This window comes from Hydrogenophaga palleronii (genome assembly GCF_031457455.1).
Lineage (GTDB): Bacteria > Pseudomonadota > Gammaproteobacteria > Burkholderiales > Burkholderiaceae_C > Hydrogenophaga > Hydrogenophaga palleronii_A.
In genome coordinates, this window is sequence record NZ_JAVDWU010000002.1 from 541,576 (window position 1) to 562,558 (window position 20,983).

Annotated in this window: 20 protein-coding genes and 1 other RNA gene; 13 read left to right on the top strand and 8 right to left on the bottom strand. The window is 62.8% G+C overall.

Features of this window, described 5'->3' with window-relative positions; genetic code table 11:
- Positions 1 to 3: 3 nt before the first annotated feature.
- Both J2W49_RS06990 and J2W49_RS06995 read left to right on the top strand, forming a co-directional pair.
- Positions 4 to 972, top strand: coding sequence for a DUF808 domain-containing protein (locus tag J2W49_RS06990; protein ID WP_310313436.1), 969 nt, complete (start codon positions 4 to 6; stop codon positions 970 to 972).
- Positions 973 to 1,086: 114 nt separating this feature from the next.
- Entirely contained in the window at positions 1,087 to 1,626 is a 540-nt protein-coding gene (locus J2W49_RS06995; protein WP_310313439.1) for a hemerythrin domain-containing protein, read from the top strand.
- Between the two features lie 40 nt (positions 1,627 to 1,666).
- On the opposite strand, the gene J2W49_RS07000 is transcribed toward J2W49_RS06995, so the two are convergent.
- Positions 1,667 to 3,637 carry a peptidase U32 family protein gene (locus J2W49_RS07000; protein WP_310313818.1) on the bottom strand — a complete coding sequence of 657 codons (1,971 nt, stop codon included), beginning with the start codon at positions 3,635 to 3,637 and terminating at the stop codon, positions 1,667 to 1,669.
- Positions 3,638 to 3,695: 58 nt separating this feature from the next.
- Between J2W49_RS07000 and J2W49_RS07005 the strand changes: the two genes are divergently transcribed.
- The 3 genes from J2W49_RS07005 (at position 3,696) to J2W49_RS07015 (ending at position 6,829) form a co-directional block, all read left to right on the top strand.
- Positions 3,696 to 4,451: an alpha/beta fold hydrolase gene (locus J2W49_RS07005; RefSeq protein WP_310313443.1), complete on the top strand. Its 756-nt coding sequence runs from the start codon at positions 3,696 to 3,698 to the stop codon at positions 4,449 to 4,451.
- A 73-nt stretch (positions 4,452 to 4,524) separates the two neighbouring features.
- Positions 4,525 to 6,054: an SEL1-like repeat protein gene (locus tag J2W49_RS07010; protein WP_310313445.1), complete on the top strand. Its 1,530-nt coding sequence runs from the start codon at positions 4,525 to 4,527 to the stop codon at positions 6,052 to 6,054.
- Between the two features lie 10 nt (positions 6,055 to 6,064).
- The gene (locus J2W49_RS07015; RefSeq protein WP_310313448.1) at positions 6,065 to 6,829 is read left to right on the top strand and encodes a heparan-alpha-glucosaminide N-acetyltransferase; all 765 of its coding nucleotides are present in this window, start codon (positions 6,065 to 6,067) and stop codon (positions 6,827 to 6,829) included.
- 16 nt (positions 6,830 to 6,845) lie between these two features.
- Here the strand turns inward: J2W49_RS07015 and J2W49_RS07020 are convergent, their stop codons facing one another.
- The 4 genes from J2W49_RS07020 to J2W49_RS07035 form a co-directional block, all read right to left on the bottom strand.
- Positions 6,846 to 8,198 carry an aspartate aminotransferase family protein gene (locus tag J2W49_RS07020; RefSeq protein ID WP_310313820.1) on the bottom strand — a complete coding sequence of 451 codons (1,353 nt, stop codon included), beginning with the start codon at positions 8,196 to 8,198 and terminating at the stop codon, positions 6,846 to 6,848.
- A 264-nt stretch (positions 8,199 to 8,462) separates the two neighbouring features.
- Positions 8,463 to 9,242: a peptidylprolyl isomerase gene (locus tag J2W49_RS07025; protein ID WP_310313451.1), complete on the bottom strand. Its 780-nt coding sequence runs from the start codon at positions 9,240 to 9,242 to the stop codon at positions 8,463 to 8,465.
- A gap of 137 nt (positions 9,243 to 9,379) precedes the next feature.
- A complete protein-coding gene (locus J2W49_RS07030; RefSeq protein WP_310313453.1) occupies positions 9,380 to 9,658 on the bottom strand; it encodes a BolA family protein in 279 nt (92 codons plus the stop codon).
- 8 nt (positions 9,659 to 9,666) lie between these two features.
- Entirely contained in the window at positions 9,667 to 10,212 is a 546-nt protein-coding gene (locus J2W49_RS07035) for a septation protein A (protein WP_310313456.1), read from the bottom strand.
- Positions 10,213 to 10,322: 110 nt separating this feature from the next.
- Between J2W49_RS07035 and J2W49_RS07040 the strand changes: the two genes are divergently transcribed.
- The gene (locus tag J2W49_RS07040; protein ID WP_310313459.1) at positions 10,323 to 11,312 is read left to right on the top strand and encodes a DUF533 domain-containing protein; all 990 of its coding nucleotides are present in this window, start codon (positions 10,323 to 10,325) and stop codon (positions 11,310 to 11,312) included.
- An 18-nt stretch (positions 11,313 to 11,330) separates the two neighbouring features.
- Here the strand turns inward: J2W49_RS07040 and ffs are convergent.
- Positions 11,331 to 11,427, bottom strand: an RNA gene (ffs, locus tag J2W49_RS07045) — signal recognition particle sRNA small type.
- Positions 11,428 to 11,514: 87 nt separating this feature from the next.
- On the opposite strand from ffs, the gene dnaX reads away from it, so the two are divergent.
- The 4 genes from dnaX (at position 11,515) to J2W49_RS07065 (ending at position 15,722) form a co-directional block, all read left to right on the top strand.
- Positions 11,515 to 13,482, top strand: coding sequence for a DNA polymerase III subunit gamma/tau (gene dnaX, locus J2W49_RS07050; protein ID WP_310313463.1), 1,968 nt, complete (start codon positions 11,515 to 11,517; stop codon positions 13,480 to 13,482).
- A 60-nt stretch (positions 13,483 to 13,542) separates the two neighbouring features.
- Positions 13,543 to 13,875: a YbaB/EbfC family nucleoid-associated protein gene (locus J2W49_RS07055; protein WP_304913088.1), complete on the top strand. Its 333-nt coding sequence runs from the start codon at positions 13,543 to 13,545 to the stop codon at positions 13,873 to 13,875.
- Between the two features lie 33 nt (positions 13,876 to 13,908).
- The gene (recR, locus tag J2W49_RS07060) at positions 13,909 to 14,523 is read left to right on the top strand and encodes a recombination mediator RecR (RefSeq protein WP_405000995.1); all 615 of its coding nucleotides are present in this window, start codon (positions 13,909 to 13,911) and stop codon (positions 14,521 to 14,523) included.
- 164 nt (positions 14,524 to 14,687) lie between these two features.
- Entirely contained in the window at positions 14,688 to 15,722 is a 1,035-nt protein-coding gene (locus J2W49_RS07065) for an ABC transporter substrate-binding protein (protein WP_310313470.1), read from the top strand.
- Positions 15,723 to 15,774: 52 nt separating this feature from the next.
- Here J2W49_RS07065 and J2W49_RS07070 read toward each other — a convergent pair whose 3' ends face one another.
- Positions 15,775 to 17,286, bottom strand: a complete 1,512-nt coding sequence (locus J2W49_RS07070) for a transglycosylase SLT domain-containing protein (protein WP_310313472.1) — start codon at positions 17,284 to 17,286, stop codon at positions 15,775 to 15,777.
- Positions 17,287 to 17,384: 98 nt separating this feature from the next.
- Complete coding sequence (gloB, locus tag J2W49_RS07075; protein WP_310313474.1) at positions 17,385 to 18,155, bottom strand: hydroxyacylglutathione hydrolase; 771 nt, start codon at positions 18,153 to 18,155, stop codon at positions 17,385 to 17,387.
- Between the two features lie 102 nt (positions 18,156 to 18,257).
- Here gloB and J2W49_RS07080 point away from each other — a divergent pair, with 102 nt between their 5' ends.
- The 3 genes from J2W49_RS07080 to J2W49_RS07090 all read left to right on the top strand — a co-directional run bounded on the left by J2W49_RS07080 (position 18,258) and on the right by J2W49_RS07090 (position 20,969).
- Complete coding sequence (locus tag J2W49_RS07080) at positions 18,258 to 19,094, top strand: class I SAM-dependent methyltransferase (RefSeq protein WP_310313477.1); 837 nt, start codon at positions 18,258 to 18,260, stop codon at positions 19,092 to 19,094.
- A gap of 70 nt (positions 19,095 to 19,164) precedes the next feature.
- The gene (gene rnhA, locus J2W49_RS07085; protein WP_310313480.1) at positions 19,165 to 19,599 is read left to right on the top strand and encodes a ribonuclease HI; all 435 of its coding nucleotides are present in this window, start codon (positions 19,165 to 19,167) and stop codon (positions 19,597 to 19,599) included.
- Positions 19,600 to 19,778: 179 nt separating this feature from the next.
- Positions 19,779 to 20,969 carry an efflux RND transporter periplasmic adaptor subunit gene (locus J2W49_RS07090; protein WP_310313483.1) on the top strand — a complete coding sequence of 397 codons (1,191 nt, stop codon included), beginning with the start codon at positions 19,779 to 19,781 and terminating at the stop codon, positions 20,967 to 20,969.
- The last annotated feature ends 14 nt before the right edge of the window (positions 20,970 to 20,983 follow it).

The window sequence follows — 20,983 nt, forward strand, 5'->3', positions numbered from 1 at the left end:
CCCATGGCCACGAGTCTGCTTGCCCTGATCGACGACATCGCCACCTTGCTTGACGACGTGGCGGTGATGACCAAAGTGGCCGCTCGGCAGGGCATGGCCGCCGCTGATGACGTGGCCGCCATGACGCAGATGGCTGCGAAGAAAACGGCCGGTGTGCTGGGGGACGATCTGGCGCTCAATGCCCAGCAGGTCACGGGCGTGAATGCCGACCGGGAATTGCCGGTGGTGTGGGCGGTTGCCAAGGGCTCGTTGGTGAACAAGGCCATTCTGGTGCCCGCTGCCCTGGCCATCAGCGCCTTTGTTCCCTGGCTGATCACACCGTTGCTCATGTTGGGTGGCCTGTTTCTGTGTTTCGAAGGCGCAGAAAAGCTGCTGCACGCTTTCATGCGATCCAAGGGCGAAGAAGCCGCACATCATGCCGAGTTGGCCCGTGCGGTGGCCGATGAACAGGTGGATATGGTGGCCTTCGAGAGGGAGAAGATCAAAGGAGCGGTGCGCACCGATTTCATTCTTTCGGCCGAGATCATCGTCATCACCCTTGGCACGGTGGCGGTCGCCAGCTTCGCACAACGTGTTTCGGTGCTGGTGGGTATTTCCCTGATCATGACCGTGGGGGTCTACGGTCTGGTGGCGGGCATTGTCAAGCTGGACGATGCCGGGCTGTATCTCGTTCAGCGCAAGGCCGGCTGGCAGCAGGCGCTGGGCCGCGGCATTCTGACCCTGGCGCCCTGGATGATGAAGACGCTGTCGGTGCTGGGCACGGCCGCCATGTTTCTGGTGGGCGGCGGCATTCTGGTGCACGGCGTGCCCATGTTGGCACATGCGGTCGAGCAATGGGCCTTGCAGGCAGGCTGGGCGGGGGCTGTTGTGTCCAGCCTGGCGGGCGCTGTGGCCGGTCTGTTGGCCGGCGCGGCTGCGGTATTGATCTTCAACGCCATCCAGCGCATGCGTGGCGCCAGCGTCAGCCATTGACCTGAGTCAAGGTGCTGGCAGCCGCAGCGCCTAGACTGAAGACACGGTTCATCGTGAGTGTGATGAAGGTTTGCCTTCTGTCGCCATACATGCCGTTTACTTCAGGAGCGCACCATGTCTGCCCAGTCACCCGTCGACACACAAGCCCCGCTGAGCAACTTCAACAACTGTCATGTGGGGATCATTCAGCGCCTCAAGGCGCTGGATGAGCTGCCGGCCTTGCTGGAGCCTGCCGCCCGAGCCCGGCAGATTGCAGAACAGTCGCTCGAATTCTTTCGCGAAGCGATTTTTGAGCACCACCTGGAAGAGGAGCGCGAGTTGTTTCCTGCCGTGCTCGCCAGCGCTGAACCGGGTGAAGAACAGTTGAAGATCAAGGCCATGGCGACGCGCCTGACCGACGAGCACCGGTCGGTTGAAAAGCTCTGGAAGAGCCTCGAAAAAGGCCTCAAGCAGGTCATCAAAGGACAGGCCAGCGAACTGGATGTGAGCGATTTGCAGCGCCTGGTCACCGAATACCAGGCGCACGCCCACTACGAGGAGACCGAGTTCCTGCCCCTGGCGGAAAAAATCCTGAGCCGCAACAGCAATCACATGGCAGCTCTGGGCTTGAGCTTGCACATGCGGCACGTCAAGCCGGTCAACGCCTACATCTGAGTTCGGTCATTGCACCACCCCGGGTCAGAGGCGGCGCTGGTCAGTGGGGGGCGGCGGGGCGGCTCCGGTAAAACTGGATGGGGCTCGCGGGCACGGCGTTCAGCACGCTGCGCTTGATCTTGCCCACCACGTGCATCTCGCAGGGCTTGCAGTCAAACCGCAGAGTCAGCTTTTCCTTGCCATTGATCAACTGCATCGGTTCGGCACGCACCGTGCCCTGGACGCCCGTCACGCCTTTTGCCTGCTTGGGGCACAAGCTCAGGGAAAAGCGCACGCAGTGCTTGGTGATCATCAGGCTCACTTCACCTTCTTCTTCGTGGCTCTCGTAGGCCGCTGCGATGACCTTGACACCGTGCCTGGTGTAGAAATCCCGTGCCTTCTGGTTGAAAACATTGGCGAGGTAGCTCAGGGCGTCTTCGGGGTAGGGTGCTGGCGGGTCGACGGGTACGCCTTTTGGCAGGCGCTGCCATGCCTGGGTCCGGGCGGCTTCCAGCGACTCGATGGCCTCGCGCCGCAAGGCGTTGAGCTGTGAGGCCGGCACAAAGCGCGGTCCCTGCATGTCGAGCTGTATGTCAATGGGCACGAAGATCGTTTCGCCCAGGCGAGCCAGTCCTTCGCGCAACCTCGATTCGGCCTGCGCCGGGTCTTTGGCATCTGCAAGGGCGCCGGGCAAGGTGGCGCTGCCGCTGTGACCGTCTTCGTCTGTCACGTTCAAGGTCACTCCGTTAGCCGTCTCCGTCAGTTTGAGCCAGGCCCCGATGCGTCGCTCGGCCGATTTTTTCTCCAGCCCGCGCACCCAGTCCATGTCGCGATTGCGGTTGATCTGCGTGTTCTTGCGCAGGTCCTTGAAGCTGGCGACCGGGTCTTTCGGAAACACGCGCCATTGGCCTTGGGAAGCATCGATGGCCTCGGCCCGGTTGATCTGCAGGCCCACCAGCTCTTTCTGCAGGTCCAGGTAGCACAGGCCATCGCCGTTGTGGAGCACGGTGGCTGCGTCGTCCAGTTGCAGGTCCAGCGAGCTTGCCCCCACCTGCGTCACCCAGCCGATGGGGCGACCCGGGTTCTTGGGGGTGTCAAAGGCGCCAATGTCTTGTTTGCGCCCTTGCACAAAATAGTCGGTGAATTCGCGGTTGAAGTTCTGGTTGGGGTCGGGCTGGAAAAAGAAGCTGCACTCCCCGCTGGACGCGCGGGCCAGCTCCGGTCGTTCCTCCAGAATCTCGTCCAGCAGCAGGCGGTAGTGTGCCGTGATGTTCTTGACGTAGGCCATGTCCTTGTAGCGGCCTTCGATCTTGAAACTGCGGGCACCAGCTTCGATGAGGGCGCGCAGGTTGTCGCTCTGGTTGTTGTCCTTCATGGAGAGCACGTGTTTGTCGTGCGCGACGATGCGGCCCTGGCTGTCCTTCACCTCGTACGGCAGCCGGCAGGCTTGGGAACAGTCGCCGCGGTTGGCGCTGCGCCCGGTGTGCGCATGGCTGATGAAGCATTGGCCGCTGTAGGCCACGCACAGAGCACCATGAATGAAGAACTCCACGATGCAGCGCTCGGCATCAAGGGTTTGGTGGATCGCCTTGATCTGCTGCAGGGTGAGCTCGCGCGCCAGCACCAGCTTGGACAGACCTGCGTCCTGCAGGAAACGCGCCTTTTCAGGCGTACGGATGTCGGTTTGCGTGCTGGCGTGCAGCTGGATGGGCGGCAGGTCCAGTTCCAGCAAGCCCATGTCCTGGATGATCAGCGCGTCCGCACCCGCATCAAACAGCTGCCAGGCCAGCTTGCGCGCTGGCTCCAGCTCGTCGTCGCGCAGGATGGTGTTCAGGGTGACGTAGAGGCGGCTCCCGAAGCGGTGGGCGTGCCGGGCCAGGCGGGCAATGTCCTGCACCCGGTTGTCGGCGCTGGTGCGGGCGCCGAAAGACGGGCCGCCGATGTAGACCGCGTCGGCCCCGTGGTTCACCGCCTCGATGCCGATGTCGGCGTCGCGGGCGGGCGAAAGCAGTTCGATGTGATGAGGCAGCATGGCGGGTCGGTGCAGAATCGGGTGCGAATGCAGCCCGATATTGTCCTGGAGAATGAACATGATTGCAGCTTCCTCACCGCCCGCCACCGCTGTGGTTCTAGTACATGGTTCGTGGCACGGCGCCTGGTGCTGGGCCAGGGTACTGCCGCTTCTGCGCGCCGGTGGCGTGCAGGCATATGCTGTCACACTCACCGGCGTGGGGGAGCGGGCGCACCTGCTGAGCCCTGCGGTGGACCTGCAAACCCACATTCAGGATGTGATCGGCCTGATCGAAGCAGAAGAGCTGGAGCGGGTGCTCCTGGTTGGGCACAGCTACGCTGGCATGGTGATCACCGGTGTGGCGGACCGCTTGCAGCGCCAACGGCCCGGTCTGCTGAGCCGGCTGGTTTACCTGGATGCAGCGGTGCCTTACCCCGGTGACAGCTGGTCCAGCCACCATTCGGACGAAACCCGCCAGGCGCGCATTGAGGCGTCGAAGTCCAGCGGTGGTCTGAGTTTCCCCCCGCCCGATTCAGCCTTGTTTGGTCTGGCCGGCGCAGACCGTGAATGGGTCAACCGCCGCCAGACGCCGCAGCCGTTCAGGCTCTATCAACAACCGCTGAACTTCGATGGGGCGCTGGTGGCGCAGATTCCGCGTACCTTCATCGACTGCACCCAGCCGGCCTTGGCCACCATTGCACCTGCCCGGCAGCGGGTGCGCAGCGAGCCGGGATGGCAGGTGCTGGAAATGGCCACCGGGCACGACCCCATGGTGAGCCAGCCAGAAGAACTTGCTGAAATGCTGCTGTCCTTGAGCGGCACGCCATCTGATTGATATCCCCACACACTGACTCGGAGGAACAAGTTTGATTCGGTTTATTTCTGGCCGCACATGGTGCGCAGTGTCCATGTGTCTGGTTTTGGTGCTGGCCCACCCAGTGTTGCACGCACAAAAGACGGCCTGTGAACGGGGGGATCGCGACTGGGAGCAGGAGACCTTTGGTGTGGCCTTGCCTTCGCCGCCACCGGTGGATCTTTCGCGCCTGCCCACCCCCCTGATTGAACGGCACTACCTTGGCCCCTACCGCATGGCATCGCAGCTGGTGCGTGGGGATTTCGACGGCCTGCAATCGCACTGGGATGGTATCGCCGCCATGCCGGACCGGACCGAACAGATGCGCTGGGTGGTGCGCAGCCTGGACGCACTGGAAGGCCGAGGCTTGTCCACGCTCCACCAGGCGCAGGCATGGCACGCACGCAACCCAGAGTCACAAGCGGCCCAGCTCATGCTGGCGGCAGCCTGGGTGCATGCGGCCCATGAGGTTCAACGGGACCGGTACGTGCCAGAGCGTGCAGGGGGCTACTACCACCGGCCACGGAATCGCGCGCAACAGGCTTTACCGTTGGTGGATGCCTTGATTGCGCAAGGCGGCTTTTACGGCTTGGCGGCTCGCGAGGTGGATCTGCCGGCTCGCTTCCTGCTGGATGATGCCCAGCGCCAGGCAGCCTGGGACCGCTACCTGGGTCTCATCGAATACGCGCCGCACTATGAATGGCTGTACCTGCGCGCGGCCGCTCATGCCGGAGGGGCGCATGAGCGGGAGGTCCGCGATCAGCGGTTCGCTCAGCTCAAAGCGCTGGCCAACCGGCTGGGTCTGCCGCAGCCCCATCGCCGTTCGCTGGATCAGGCGCTCGACGAACACGTTCGCCCCACGGGAAGAGACCCCAACCTGCTGACCTGGCGGCCCTACTGGGAAGCCCGGGCGAAGACCGCGCCCACGCTCGACAATCTGGCCGGCTGGCTCGAAGCCGAAAACCGGGTGAACAACTGGCCGGCCATGGTGTCGCTGGCCGACCGGATGCTTGCGATTCATCCGCATCACAAATCGGCCCTGGAACGAAAATCGTGGGCGCTGCGCCAGCAGGGGCGCAACAAGGAAGCCTATGAGACCGCTTTTGCCGCCATGGTGGTCGGCAGCGACTGGGCGATGAAGCAGATCGTGCAGGCCCATGTGCAAGGCGGCCTGGGTCTGCCGCAAAGAGATTTCGAAAGCCTGCTGGCACACTGCAAACTGGGCGCGTCACTCGGGCTTGCCAGCGCTGCCCACTGCTTGGGCTCCGCCCACACAGATGGCTTTGCCGGTGTCCCGCGCAACGACACCCAGGCCCTGGCCTGGCACCTGCTCGGCGCGCGCGGAGGTCAGATGTCGTCGGCACACGACCTTGTGGTGCTGTTGCCCCGCGTGGTGACCGATCCGTCCCGCCGCGCAGCGGTCGACCTGGCCTCTGCCCACTGGATCAGGAAGGCCGCCAGCCACGAGCATGCGGCTGCCCAGAGCATGCTCGCGGCGCGTCCGGACTGGGGGCTGCTCTGTCTGCCAGGCGACGGGCCCTCGCTGTTTCAGCGCCTCTACCAGCGCCTGCTGGGCGGCGAGTGACCGCGCACGCATGACCACGCCTCAGGCTCACCAAGCGGGTCGCTTCGTTCGCATCGACCAGCTTCGCGCCGTGGCGATGCTGTGGATGACGGTTTTCCACTTCTGCTTCGACCTCAACCACTTCGGGCTGATCCAGGAGAACTTCTACCGCGATCCGTTCTGGACCTGGCAGCGCACCGCGATCGTGAGCCTGTTTCTGTTCACGGCCGGGCTGTCGCAGGCGGTGGCCAGCGCCCAAGGGCAGGGCTGGCCGCGCTTCTGGCTACGCTGGGTGCAGGTGGCGGGCGCTGCGCTGCTGGTCACCGCCGGCTCACTGCTCATGTTCCCCAAAAGCTTCATCTACTTCGGGGTGTTGCACGGCATCGCGGTGATGCTGGTGATGGCGCGATGTACCGTGGGCTGGGGTCGCTGGCTGTGGCCCTTGGGCGCCCTGGCCATGGTTGCCCCATGGGTCGCCGCCAGCCTGATTTCGCAGTATCCGGCCATGGAGGTGATGAACGCTCGCGGCTTGAACTGGCTGGGTCTGATCAGTCGCAAGCCGATCACGGAAGACTACGTACCCGTGTTGCCTTGGCTGGGCGTGCTGTGGTGGGGCGTGGCTACAGGGCAATGGGTGTTGCGCAACCGCCCCAGTTGGGCTCGCTCGGGCGTTCCACCAGAGGGCCGGGTGGCTCGTGGTCTGGCCACCCTGGGGCGCTGGAGCCTGAGCTACTACCTGGCGCACCAACCCGTGATGATTGGCTTGATCGGGCTGGCCCTGTACTTGCAGCGCTGAGCCGGAATGAACCGGCTCAGCTCGCCTCAACCACGACTTCGTCCAGTACCGCCGCCAGCGCGGCCAACAGCCGCTGCACGTCCTCGGCCGTGGTCTGGGGGCACACCAGCATCATGTTGTGAAAGGGCGTGATGAGCACGCCCCGGTTGAGCAGCCCAAGGTGGATCAGGTGCTCCGGTTCGGCATCCAGCCGCGCGCCGGCTTCGCTGCCGTTTCGCGGAGGAACCGGGCAGAACTGGAACTCCACCCGGGCGCCCAGTTCGGTCACGCACCAGGGGAGTCGACGCTCGGCCAGGAGGTCGCGTATGCCCTCGGCCAGCTCGTGGGCAAGGGGCAGCATGTGGGCGTAGGCTGCGGGCGTCATCACCTCGGTGAGGGTGGCCCGCATCGCTGCCATGGAAAGCATGTTACCGGTGAGGGTGGTGCCAATGCCGCTGTGTCCGGGCGGTGCATCGGCCTTGGCACGTACCGCGTGACCGGCCAGTTCGGCGCTCATGCCGTACACGGCGCAGGGCACACCGCCGCCCACCGGTTTGCCCAGTACCAGGGCGTCGGGCTCGATCCCATGGACCTGACAGTAGCCGCCGACACCGGTGCTGATGGTGTGGGTTTCATCCATCACCAGCAGCGCACCGTACCGCCGTACCAGCGCTTGTGCCGCTCGCCAGAAGCCCGGTGCAGGCAACACCATGCCGATGTTGGTCATGGCCGGCTCCGCCAGCACACAGGCCACGTCGCCGGCCCGCAGCGCCGCTTCCAGTGCAGCCAGATCGTTGAATTCGACCACCGCCGTGTGTTCCAGCAGGTCGTGCACCTGCCCCAGCAGGCTGTCGCGCTGGACCGCCTGTCCCTGCACCAGATCGACGAACACATCTTCGATGGTGCCGTGGTAACAGCCGTTGAACACCAGCAGCTTTTTTCGACCCGTGGCGGCACGGATCCAGCGCACGATGTAGCGATTGGCGTCGGTCGCACTCAGGGCAAACTGCCAGCAGGGCAAGCTGAATTGCTCGCTCAGTGCCTTGGCCACCACGGCGGCGTCTTCGGTCGGCAGCATGGTGGTGTACCCCTGGCCGGCCTGGTGTTGCAACGCGTTCTGCACGGGCGGCGGTGAGTGGCCGAACATGGCGCCCGTGTCGCCCAAACAGAAGTCCACCAGGGTGTGGCCGTCTGCGTCGACCACGTGGGCGCCACTGGCGTGTGCCACATGCAGCGGGAATGGCGTGCCCCAGTCGCGCATCCAGTGTAGTGGAACGCCCAACAACAGGTGCACGGCGGCCTGAGCCGCCAGCACCGCTGAACGCGGATTGCGCTCTGTATACAACGCGCGCTCACGATCCAGGAATGACAGGGCCCTTTCCCAATCCAGGCGTTCGCGGCCATTTGGCGTGGGCGAAGCAGTGGGGTGGGGTGCATGTTCAGGGGCAGCCAAGACGGGTCTCCCATTGGCGAAGGCGAAAGACGAAGTATTGAACCAGACGGCGCACGTTGCGGGGAGGCCAAAAAAGCCCGTGTCATGGGTGTCACTTCACCGAAATGTGGCGCAGGGGCAGGGACGAAAAAAAGGCGGCCGGAGCCGCCTGGGATGCTGAGCTGGCGGGCGCCCGTGGGGGTTGCGCCAGCAGGGGAGCCCTTATTCCACCTTGGCCTTCGCGCGCAGCGATTGCTGGAATTCAGCCATCTTCTGCTGGTTCATCTGTTGTTCCAGCTGGGGCTTCACCTCTTCAAACGGCGGCAACTGGGCTTCACGAATATCGTCCACGCGGATGATGTGCCAGCCGAACTGGCTCTTCACCGGCACTTCGGTCATCTGGCCCTTGTCGAGCTTGACCATGGCCTCGGAGAATTCGGTCACGTAGCTACCGGCTGCGGCCCAATCCAGGTCGCCCCCGTTGGCGCCGGATCCAGGATCCTTCGACTGCTTCTTGGCAATGTCTTCAAACTTGGCACCGCCCTTGATGGATTTGACGATGGCCTTGGCCTGGTCTTCCTTCTCGACCAGGATGTGACGAGCCCGGTATTCCTTGCCACTGTTGGCTGCCTTGAACTTGTCGTATTCGGCCTTCATGTCGGCTTCCGTCACCGGGTTCTTGGCCTGCTGATCGGCAAACATGGCACGGATCATGATGGTCTGGCGCGCCAACTCCATCTGGTTTTTGTATTCCTCGGTTGCTGCGATGCCGCGCTTCTCGGCTTCCTGCATGAAGATCTCCCGCAGGATCACTTCTTCCTTGATCTGCGCCCGCACAGCGTCGTCGACCGGGCGGCCAGACGCCGCAATCTGCTGTGCCAGGGCATCGACCCGGGTCGAGGGCACGGCCTTGCCATTCACGATGGCCACGTTTTGCGCAGCCACCCAGGGTGACGCGGAGATCAACACGGCCAAAGTGAGGGCCGACATAGAGAGTTTCATGGAGTTCCTCGGTACGAAAAATGGGATTGGAGCACGTGGCTCTGGCAAAGTTGCCTGGCAGCCCAGGCTCATGGTGTCAGAAGGTTTCGGCGCCGGTGGAGAGCATCTGGGGAGGACCGCAGCAACTTGCGGTCCTGTCAGGACTTGATCTCGATGGCCAATGCATGCAGTCCGGCATCGGTGAAATGGCGCAGCGCATCATACACAAGGCGATGCTGCGCGACCCGGCTCTGGCCAGCAAACGCCGGGCCACCGATCCGGACCCTGAAATGGGTTCCACGACCCAGGCCATTGGCGCCCGCATGGCCGGCGTGAGCAGCGCTTTCGTCGATCACTTCGAGCGTCACAGGCGACAAAGCCGCTTGAAGGGTCGCCTGAATCGCTTCTGCGCTGGGCACTTCGTCAGAGGGGGGCATCGTTCGGCTCATGATTTTTCCGCCCCGTCCTCGTCCTTGAGGTACCGCGAGATGTACAGGCCCTGACCCACGATGAAAATCAGCGGAAAGGCATAGCCCCACAACTTGAAGTTCACCCAGAATTCGGTTGAAAAATAGGCCGCCACGTAGGCGTTGATGGCTGCCATGAACAAAAAGTAACCAATCCAGATCACCGTCAGGCGTGCCCACACCGCATCGGGCAACGTCAACTGGCTGCCCAGCAAGATCTGAAGAAAGTTCTTCTTCCAGACCCACAAAGCCGCACCCAGCACGATCGCCATGCTGGCGTAGAGCACGGTGGGCTTCCACTTGATGAAGCGCTCGTCTTGCAGGAACAGGGTGAGCGCACCAAAGATTATCACCAGCACCAGCGTCACTTTGTGCAGTGTCTGAAGCTTGCGGTCGATGGTGTAGATGATGCCGGTCTGCACCAGCGTGGCGACCATGAGCACAGCGGTCGCTGTGTAAATGTCGTGCAGCTTGTAAGCGGCGACAAACAGCCCGATGGGGAAAAAATCAATCAGAAAACGCATGGGCGGATTATCGACGCAAGGCGCATTGCCGTCTGTGTGTAGGGTCCGGCGTGGATCGGCCCTGTTGAACTACATTGCAGGCTTGTGCAATTCAGTTGCGTGAGCCCATCATGACGAACACCGAACAACAAGCCCTTTTGACGATCGCCCTGATGGCCGCCTTTGCCGACGGCGAGAAGGCCGATTCTGAGCGGGAGGCCATCAAGTCACTGGCGGAATCCCTCGGCCACGAAGCGGGTGGGGCCGGTCTTGCCCGCCTGTACCAGGATGTGCTGCTCAAGCGCGTTTCACTGGCCGAGGCCGTGAATGGCCTGGGCGACGGAAGCCAAAGGCAGCTCGCCTATGAGATGGCGGTTTGTGTGTGCGATGCCGATGGGCGGCAAAACCCTGCCGAATCGGCGTTTCTGTCCGGTTTGAAGGACCTGCTCGGGCTGGACGTGGCGGCGGTGGCCGAGTTTGAACGTGAAGAGCAGGCCATGGTGGCTGCCGCAGGAGCCGCGTTGCCTGTGAGCACCCAGCCATCCACCAAAATGAGCAGTCCGTCTGCGCCATTGTCGGCGGCGCAACCACCTGGGAATGCGGAGCGTGATGCTGAGCTGGACCGCATGATCCTGAACTCGGCCAAGCTCAACGGCGCGCTCGAACTGTTGCCCCAGTCATGGGCGTCCATGGCCATCATTCCCCTGCAGGTGCGCATGATCTACAACATCGGCAAAGCCCACGGGGTGGAGCTGGATCAGGGGCATATTCGAGAATTCATTGCCGCCGTGGGGGTAGGGCTGACCTCGCAATACATCGAACAATTCGGGCGCAAGTTGCTGGGTGGCCTCATTGGCTCGGTGGCAGGCCGGATGATCGGGGGCATCGGGCGGGCTGCCACGGGCGTGGCATTTTCCTTCGCCACCACCTATGCGCTGGGGCAGGTGGCCAAGCGCTACTACACAGGGGGCCGGGTCATGAGCACTGCCTTGCTGCAGGAAAGCTTCCAGAACCTGCTGGGCCCGGCCAAACAACTGCAGACGCAGTGGCTTCCAGAGATCCGCCAGACGGCCAGTACGCTGGACGCGGGCAAGGTCATGCAACTGGTGCGGGGCACCTGAAGGGTTCAAAAAAAGGGGGGTGACGAGCCTTGACCCCGGCACTGGCTACACAGTTAGGGCTGCTTGGTTCCCCACCTGACCCGGTTGGCCGCTTCACCATGCGGGAAGGCCCGTCGCTGTCCATTGTAGGCGATGGTGATCGCCCCCGCTGTCGACCTGTGCTTCAGGATGTTGGCGAAGGGCGCCGCTTAGAATCCGTCGCATGTCTTATGTCGTCCTTGCCCGCAAGTACCGCCCGCGCAATTTCTCCGAAATGGTCGGGCAGTCTCACGTGGTGCAAGCCCTGAGCAACGCCCTGACGACCCAGCGCCTGCACCACGCCTACCTTTTCACGGGGACCCGTGGAGTGGGTAAAACAACGGTGTCGCGCATATTGGCCAAGTCGCTCAATTGCCTGGGCGCGGACGGGCAGGGCGGCATCACGGCCGAGCCTTGCGGCGTGTGCCAGGCCTGCACCGATATTGACAGCGGCCGCTTCGTGGACTACACCGAACTCGACGCGGCTTCCAATCGTGGCGTGGACGAGATACAGGCGTTGCTGGAGCAGGCGGTCTACAAGCCGGTGCAGGGGCGCTTCAAGGTCTTCATGATCGACGAAGTTCACATGCTGACCAACACGGCGTTCAATGCCATGTTGAAAACGCTGGAGGAACCACCCGAATACCTCAAGTTCGTGCTGGCGACCACCGACCCGCAGAAGGTGCCCGTGACGGTGCTCTCGCGTTGCCTGCAGTTCAACCTCCGTCCCATGGCACCCGAGACGGTGCTGGAACATCTGCAGCAGGTGCTGCAGTCTGAGGCGGTCGATGCCGACACGCCTTCGCTGCGCCTGCTGTCGCGCGCCGCACGGGGCTCCATGCGCGACGCGCTCTCCCTGACCGACCAAGCCATCGCCTTCGGTGGTGGGCGGCTCCAGGAGGCCACCGTGCGCCAGATGCTGGGTGCGGTAGATCGTTCCTATGTGTTGCGGCTGATCGACGCGCTGGCCAGGGCGGACGGGGCGACGGTGGTGGACACCGTCGACACCATGCGCGTCAATGGCTTGAACGCGGCATCGGCGCTCGAGGAGATGACAGGCGTGCTCCAGCGCATGGCGGTGATGCAGGCGGTGCCTGGCAAGGCCGCGGAGCAAGATTTCGATGACCCTGATGCGGGAGAAATGCTGCGCCTGGCTCAGTTGCTGCCTGCGGACGAGACCCAGTTGCTGTACAGCCTCTGCCTGCATGGACGGGGCGAGCTCGGACTGGCGCCAGATGAATATGCGGCACTGACCATGGTGTTGCTGCGTCTGTTGGCGTTCAAGCCCGCATCAAACGTTTCGGCTGTGCAGCCGAATCTGGCGGAAAAAAAAACACTAAAAACTGACGCTGAGAAGGTTGGTGCTGCCAGCCCTCAGCCAGTTGCCCTTGCCCAGGTGGTGGCGACAACTGCCCCACCTGCTGTTCCGGCCGCTGTGCGGGCATTCGCCCCTGCGATTGCCAGTCAGGACCCCACGCCGAGTGGGCTGGCAAAGAGCCTTGCGACCGCACCATCCCCCACGGAGTCGACCCGCTCGACGCCGGCCATCAACAAAGACGTCGGCACATACCAGGAAGACATTCACGCGGATGTCGAGGTGGAGGACGATCACCCGCCATGGGACGAGATTCCACCGTCTGAACACGCTGCTCAGGCCACCCGACAAGTGGTCTCGGTTCCTGTGCGCGACCCGGGCATGTCTGAGCGCCTGGAACAGCGGCACACGCAAGGGGCGGAGCGACCAACCAACGGCGTCCAGCGCACGGCCGAAGGCGATTTCTGGTTCGACACCGTGATGGCACTGGCGCGCGCGGAGCTCATTTCTGCCCTGGTCCGCGAATTGGGGTTGCAATCACAATTGGTGGCGCGAGATGCAGAACAATGGGTGTTGCGCGTGGAGCGGGAATCGCTCAATCAGGGCAACAATCGGGATCGGCTGGCAGCGGCGCTGAAGGCCCACGGGCACGATGTCCGCTTGGTGGTTGAAATCGGTCGGGTCCTGGACTCACCGGCCTTGCGTGTGGCGGAAGATCAGCAGCGGCGCCAGCAGGAAGCCGAGCGGGTGATCAGGGACGACCCCTTTGTTCAAAGCATGATGCGAGACTTTGGCGGCAGAATCGTGCCTGGTACGCTGAAGGCAATTTCCGTCTAGCCGCCTTGGACTGCATTCCCATATCCTTACGTTTTTTCACTCAAGATTCAGGAAACTCACATGTTCAACAAAGGACAACTTGCCGGCCTCATGAAGCAGGCTCAGGCCATGCAGGACAACCTGAAGAAGGCCCAGGACGAACTGGCTTTCATCGAGGTCACGGGTGAGTCCGGCGCTGGCCTGGTCAAAGTGCTCATGACCTGCAAGCACGACGTCAAGCGCGTGACCATCGATCCCAGCCTGCTGGCGGACGACAAGGACATGCTCGAGGACCTGGTGGCGGCGGCTTTCAATGCGGCGGTGCGCAAGGCCGAAGAAACCTCACAAGAAAAGATGGGCAAGCTCACCGCAGGCATGCCGGGCTTGCCAGGCGGGATGAAGTTCCCCTTTTGATCCCCAGCTCCGCAAGCTGTCTGCGCCGCATGGATGGTCACCGTGGCTGAGGCGCACTCGCTCGAGCTGTTGGTGCAGGCCTTGCGCAAGTTGCCCGGTGTGGGCGTGAAGTCGGCCCAGCGCATGGCTTTTCACCTGCTACAGCACGATCGACAGGGCGCGCTCCAGCTGGCCACAGCCTTGCAGCATGCCTGCAAGCATGTGGGTCACTGTTTGCTTTGCCACACCTTCACGGAAGAAGAAATCTGCCCGACCTGTCGTGACCCCAGGCGCGATCGCAGTCTGCTGTGCGTGCTGGAAAACCCGGCGGATCAGGCGGCACTGGAGAGAACCGGTGCCTACAAGGGTTTGTATTTTGTTCTCATGGGCAAGCTCAGCCCGCTTGATGGCGTAGGGCCCAAAGAAATCGGCATGCATAAGCTGCTGGAGCGGGTTGACACCCTGGTTGACGGCGTGCGGGAGGTGCGAGAAGTCATTCTGGCCACCAACTTCACCGCCGAAGGCGAGACCACTTCCCATGTGATTTCTCAAGCGCTCAAGGCGCGAGGTGTGCAGGTGACCCGGCTTGCGCGCGGCGTGCCCGTGGGCAGCGAACTCGAGTACGTTGACCTCGGCACCATTGCCCATGCCCTGGTCGACAGACGCTGAGATTTGACCAGCCCACCTCCGGCATTGCCCTGCTAAGCGGCGTTGCCTGCCATTGATGGCGGAGCGGGTCGGTGAAAACCCGCTTGGGATAGGTCCCGATGCGCTTACCTGCCGGCTCCACTAAGCTGACTCCCAGATCAAGAAGTGCGTGAAGGGATGCTGGCATGTGGAATCGAAGGGGCTTGCTGGGAGCGGGCGTGACGCTGCTGGGCGCCGGCATGCCGCTGGCCTGGACGCAGACTGCCTCAGCGCCGGCCAAGTTGGTCATTGCTGTTGAGCAGAAGGCCTCGTTCTGCTACCTGCCACTGACCATCGCAGATCGAAAAGGCTTCTTTGCGCAGGAAGGCCTCGACGTGACGGTGCGCGAATTGACAAACCCGGGTGAGGCTCTGAATGCAGTGCAGTCAGGCGCCGCGCAGGTGTTGTCAGGCCCTTACCTCGCCACCATCAGCCAGCAGATCAGGGGCCATTCCCAAACGGCATTTGTGCTCCAGGGGCGTGCGCCACAAATGGTGCTGGGTGTGTCGCTCAAGGCCATGTCGCATTACCGGGAGTTGCGCGATCTGAGAGGGCGTCGCATCGGCGTGATGGCCGAAAGCTCTGCATCCGACCGTATTGCGCGATTGATACTGGCGCGCGCGGGGCTGATGGAGAGGAACGATGTGCAGTTCGTCAGGCTGGCTACGTCCACCGAAGCGATCGCCGCTTTCCACTCTGGCGGTATCGATGCCATTTGCTACAACGACCCGACTATCACGCAGCTGGAGCAAAGCGGTGCACTTCGCGTGATCGCCGACATGCGCACGGTGCGAGGCTGTACAGAGATTTTTGGTGGCCCCATGCCAGCGGGCTGTCTGAGTGCTCCTTCCGAATTTGTTGCCGGGCAGGCCAAGGTCTGCCAAGCGTTGACCGACGCAGTGGTACATGGCTTGAAATGGCTGCAGACGGCTGGGCCTTCCGACATCATCAAGACCTTGCCCGAACATTTTTTTCTCGGTGATCGGGCACTCTATCTGGCGGCCTTCAGCCGTGCCCGCGAAGCCTGGACGCCAGATGGCATGATGCCGGCCACCGGACCTCGTATTGCCGCCAACATGCTGACCAGATTCGACACCACCGGTGCCGTGCAGCGGGTGGATCTGGCGCGCACTTTCACCAACGACTTCGCGCGAAAGGCCAAAGCACGTTTCAAGGCTTGATTTTCCAGGCTGGCGCTGTTGTCACGGCGGCCATCCAGGATGTCGAAAAACGTCAGCCAGGCGGCCGCTTGCTGCTGGACGAGGGCTTGCTGCCTGATTTGCGTACAGATGGCTTTGCTGATGGCTTGGTTACGCGAACCGGTTTCTTGGTGGCCGCCTTCGCGACGCCAGCGCGATGAGGCAGCATCAGGGTGATTTGCTGTCCCACCTTCAGCTTGGCATTGACCGCGATCTTGTTCCAGCCTGCCACGCTGACCGGACTCACACCGTAGCGTCCGGCCAGCTGGGTCAGGGTGTCCCCTTTGCGGACGCGTACCACCGTGCGCCTCGATGCTGATTCAGGCTGGAATGTGAGATGGCCGTTGTCTGCAACGTGGATCGGCACGTCGCCATTGCGTTGCGCCGTGCGAGGCACCAGCAGGCTGGAGCCTGCGCGCACCATCATGCGCGGCGGTATGGCGTTCACCCTTCTCAGCTCCGCTTCGCTCATGCCCACGCGGCTTGCTGCCTGAGCCGGTGTCATGGTCGTGGGCACCACCCAGGCGGTCCAGGTGGCCAGTGGACCCGTATGTGTCTTCAGGCGATTCTCAAAGATGGCCGCGTTGTCCCAGGGCAGGAGAATGTTGGGTGTGCCCGCTGCCATCACCACAGGCCGGTTCAGCGAAGGGTTGAGTGCCCTGAAATCATCGATCTCGACTTCGGCTAGATTGGCAATGACATCCACGTCCATGTCGCGGTCGATGGTGACCGTGTCAAAGAAGGGGTGGTTTCCGATGGGCGGCAGCTCGACGCCGTAGTTCTTCGGGTCCGCCACGATGTTCTTCACCGCTTGAAGTTTGGGTACGTACTCGCGGGTTTCGTACGGCATCGACAGGTCGGTGTAGCCGGTCGGCAAGCCTTCTTTCGTATTGCGCGTGATGGCCCGGTTGACGTTGCCCTGGCCCCAGTTGTAGGCGGCGAGGGCAAGGTGCCAGTCGCCGAACCGCCGGTACAGCTGTTCCAAGTAGTCGAGCGCGGCTCGGGTGGATGCCAGGACGTCGCGGCGGTCGTCACGGAAGGCGTTTTGCTTGAGGTCGAACGATTGCCCGGTGGCGGGCATGAACTGCCACATGCCGGCCGCGCGCGCGCTGGACACTGCGCGTGGGTTGAACGCGCTTTCAATGAACGGCAGCAGAGCCAGTTCCATGGGCAGGTCGCGCCGCTCTATTTCTTCAACGATGTGAAAGAGGTATTTCCGCGAGCGGTCGGTCATGCGGAAGATGTAGTCGGGTCGGCTGGCGTACCACTGCTCGCGGTCATTCACGAGCGGGCTTTGCAAATCGTTCAAGGCGAAGCCGCGACGAATGCGGTCCCAGATGTCAGCGGGTGCTGCAAGCGCCAGCACGGGCGGCGTCTCACCCACAGCCACGCCGATTTCACTGAGTGGGGCGCCATACACCACCGGTGCCAACGGCTGCGGAGGCGCGCCGGTGGTCAAGGTGGGCGCTGTGGGGGGGGGTGTGGTGGTGGTTGATGTGGGAACGGTGCTGCATCCTGCCAACCAGACCGACAAGATGACGGCCATGACCGCGGGCCATGTTCTCAACGGGCGTGATGCCTCAGGCAATGAAGGGATCGAAGGAGAGGAAGCGCCCGCGATGGGCGCAGAAGAGGCAAAGGACATCAAAATCGGTTTTTCCATTCGCGTAGCGCCGCAAACACGGCCACCGGATCGTTGCTGGCAGCACCTGCTTGTACACGTGCTGACCGGGCCACCGTGTCCTGCGTGGTGCGCAGAAAAGGATTGATCCGTTTTTCAAGCCCGATAGAGCTGGGCAAAGTCACTAAGTTCTGGGCCCGCAGATCTTTACAGTGGGCCATGTGTTGGGCCAGATCCGTGTTGTGGGGCTCTACGGCCAATGCGAAGCGCAGGTTCGACAAGGTGTACTCGTGGGTGCAGCAGACGCGGGTGGCCTCTGGCAGGTGCGCAAGCTGTTCCAACGAGTTCAGCATCTGCGCCGGGGTTCCTTCAAAGAGGCGACCGCAGCCGCCTGAGAACAAGGTGTCACCGCAAAACACCAGGGGCTTGCCGTCGACGTTTTCGCAGTAGTAGGCAATATGTCCTGCCGTGTGGCCAGGCACTTCAAGCACATTGAACGTCAGACCCAGCACCTCGACGCTGTGCCCGGCACCCACGCGTTTGAGCGGTTCGGGCATCTGTTCATTCAGCGGACCAAAGACCTTGGCGCCGGTGGCGGTTCGAAGTGCGTCAACGCCGCCCGTGTGGTCGGGGTGATGGTGCGTGATCAGGATGGTGTCGAGAACAACGCCCTGTTCCTCCAGCCAGGCCAGCACCGCTGTGGGCTCGCCCGGGTCAACCACCAAGGCACGCTCGCGGTTGTGCAGGAGCCAGATGTAGTTGTCGGAAAAGACGGGAAGTGGGATGAGTTCCATTCGGCGGGGGGCTGGGACGTGTAGAGTTCGGCACATCAAGCCCGCAGCCGAGCGATTCAAACGAAGGAGGCGGGATCATCCATTGCCTGCGCACCACAAGCCATGTCTGAACAAATTATAGGCCTGCCGGAGTGGTTGCAGACCCCTCCAGGCCAGTATCTCCTCGAATGGGAGCAAGCCCAGTTCGACCTCGCGGTGGCGGATCTGTTCGGGTACAACGCCTTGCAACTGGGTTTGCCGGAATTGTGGGCGCTGAAGACCAACCGCATGCCACACCGATGGCTGGCCCTGCCCGAAGAAGCGGTAGCGCCTGTGGAAACGCTGCAGCCGTCGCCTGCGAACGTCAACGCATCGAAACCAGCCGGCGCCGGCGATCCGCTTCGACCCCGGGTGGCACTGGTCACGGACTCAGCCGCGCTGCCATTCCCTGCGGACAGTCTGGACCTGGTGGTGCTTCCGCACACCTTGGAAATGAGTGCCGACCCCCACCATGTGCTGCGCGAAGTGGAGCGGGTGCTGGTGCCTGAAGGCCGGGTGGTGATTTCCGGATTGAACCCGGCCAGTCTTTGGGGGCTGCGACAGGGACGGGGCCACATGGCCGGTCGCATGGGGGTGTCGGCACTCGGTGCCTCCCGCCTTTACCTTCCCGAAGTGGGCGACTTCATCGGGCCCTGGCGCCTGCGCGACTGGCTTCGTCTGCTGAGTTTTGAAGTAGAGTCTGACCGCTATGGCTGTTACCGGCCTGCGGTGCGCACTGAAAAATGGTTGCAGAGAAACGCCTGGCTGGATCGGGCCGGGGCGAAATGGTGGCCGGTGTTCGGCGCCGTCTATTTCGTGGTGGCGGTCAAACGTGTGCGCGGCATGCGTCTGCTCGGTCCCGCTTGGAAGCCGCGTCGGGCGACCTCGTCGGCACCTGTCCCTGCGGTCAATCGGCACTAGGGCCTGTTCGTCCTGTCTCTCTTGGCCGGTTTCTTGACCGGCCTTTTCTTTGATGTCTGGAGTTCGTGTTTTGAATCAAGTGGTGATCTACACCGATGGCGCCTGCAAAGGCAATCCCGGGCCGGGTGGCTGGGGTGTCTATCTCAAGTCTGGCAGCTTCGAAAAAGAATTGTGGGGTGGCGAGCGCGTGACCACGAACAACCGCATGGAGTTGATGGCTGTGATCGAAGCACTGACCGCACTGAAACGCCCGTGCAAGGTCGCATTGTTCCTCGACAGCGAATACGTGCGCAAGGGCATCACCGAGTGGATTCATGGATGGAAGGCGAAAGGCTGGAAGACCGCTTCCAGGCAGCCCGTCAAAAACGCCGACTTGTGGCAGCGCCTGGATGCATTGGTGCACGGGGGCGTCCACCAGATCGAGTGGCATTGGGTCAGGGGACACGCGGGTGATCCTGGCAATGAGCGGGCGGACGCGTTGGCCAACCGCGGTGTGCCTTTGTAAGTCCTGGGCCGGATGCCGCTGGTCGGTATCGAGGCCATGGAGGAGGCACAACCTGCGGTCATGCAGGGTTGGAAGGAACTTGTGCAAAAGTTTCCCCTCATCCTTGCTACATTTCGTTGCTTACCCTGGCGGTCGCTGTGTGGCTGCCCGGTTTCCCTTCGTCTTGAGCAGTGGATCCCATGGCAAAAAACTCTTCCTTCTTGCTCGTCGCCGTGGCGGGCATCGCACTGGCCACCCTTGGGGCTTGGTGGGTACAGAACAGGGAAGCGCCAGATGCAGCGTCTGTGCAGGCACCATCAGCCACAGGTGGTGGCGCCAATGCACCCGCTGCTCGAGGAGGTGCGACTGCCGTGCCGGGCGTGGAGGTTTCGCGGGTCTTGAAAGTCCGGTTGCAGGACGATGCACAGGCGGTGGGGACGCTGCGATCCCGGCAAAGCGTGGTGCTCAGGCCTGAGGTCAGCGGCCGGGTGGCACGCATCGCTTTTGCCGATGGCGCCAACGTGCGTGAAGGGCAGCTGCTGGTGCAACTGGACGACACCCTGCAACGCGCGGAGCTCAGCCAGGCGCAGGCACAACTCTCGATCGCCAAGGCCAACCTGAACCGCAACAAGGAACTGGTGGCCGAGAATTTTGTGGCCCAACGCGTGGTTGAAGAAAGCGAAGCCAACCTGCAGGTGGCCCAAGCCCAGGTGGCTCTGGCCGAGGCGAGGCTCAAGCGCATGCGCATCACGGCCCCCTTCAGCGGAACGGTGGGACTGAGCGGTACCAACCTGGGGGCGTATGTAAAAGATGGCGATGCGTTGGTCAATCTGGAGGACACCTCGGCGCTGACCGTGGACTTCAACCTGCCTGAGCGCTACCAGAGCAGACTGGCCACCGGTCAGTCGGTCCAGGTGCAGTTGGACGCTTTGCCGGGCGAGACCTTTGAGGCCCGGGTGCTGGCGGTGGATCCTCTGCTGGATGCAAACGGGCGTTCCATTGCCGTGCGCGCCCTGATGCCGTCGTCACGAAGCGGTGCTTTGCGCCCTGGCATGTTTGCCCGGGTGTTGACGGTTTTCTCGGTGGATGAAGCGGCCCTGGTGGTGCCCGAAGAGGCCATCGTGCCGCAGGCGGGCAAACAGTTCGTTTTCCGTATCGAGGAAGAGGGCGAGGGTGATGCAAAGAAGATGGTGTCGCGCCGGACCGAAGTCGAGATCGGTGTTCGTCGTGGGGCCGAGGTGCAAATTCTCAGAGGGGTTTCCGCCACCGATACCGTGGTGGTCGCGGGCCAGCAGCGCCTTCAGCGAGACGGCACGGCCGTGCGCGTGGTGGACATGACCCGCGCGGCCACAGGCGCCGCCCCTGCGACGCCAGCTGCCCCCGGCAACTGAACCACCCGGCCTAC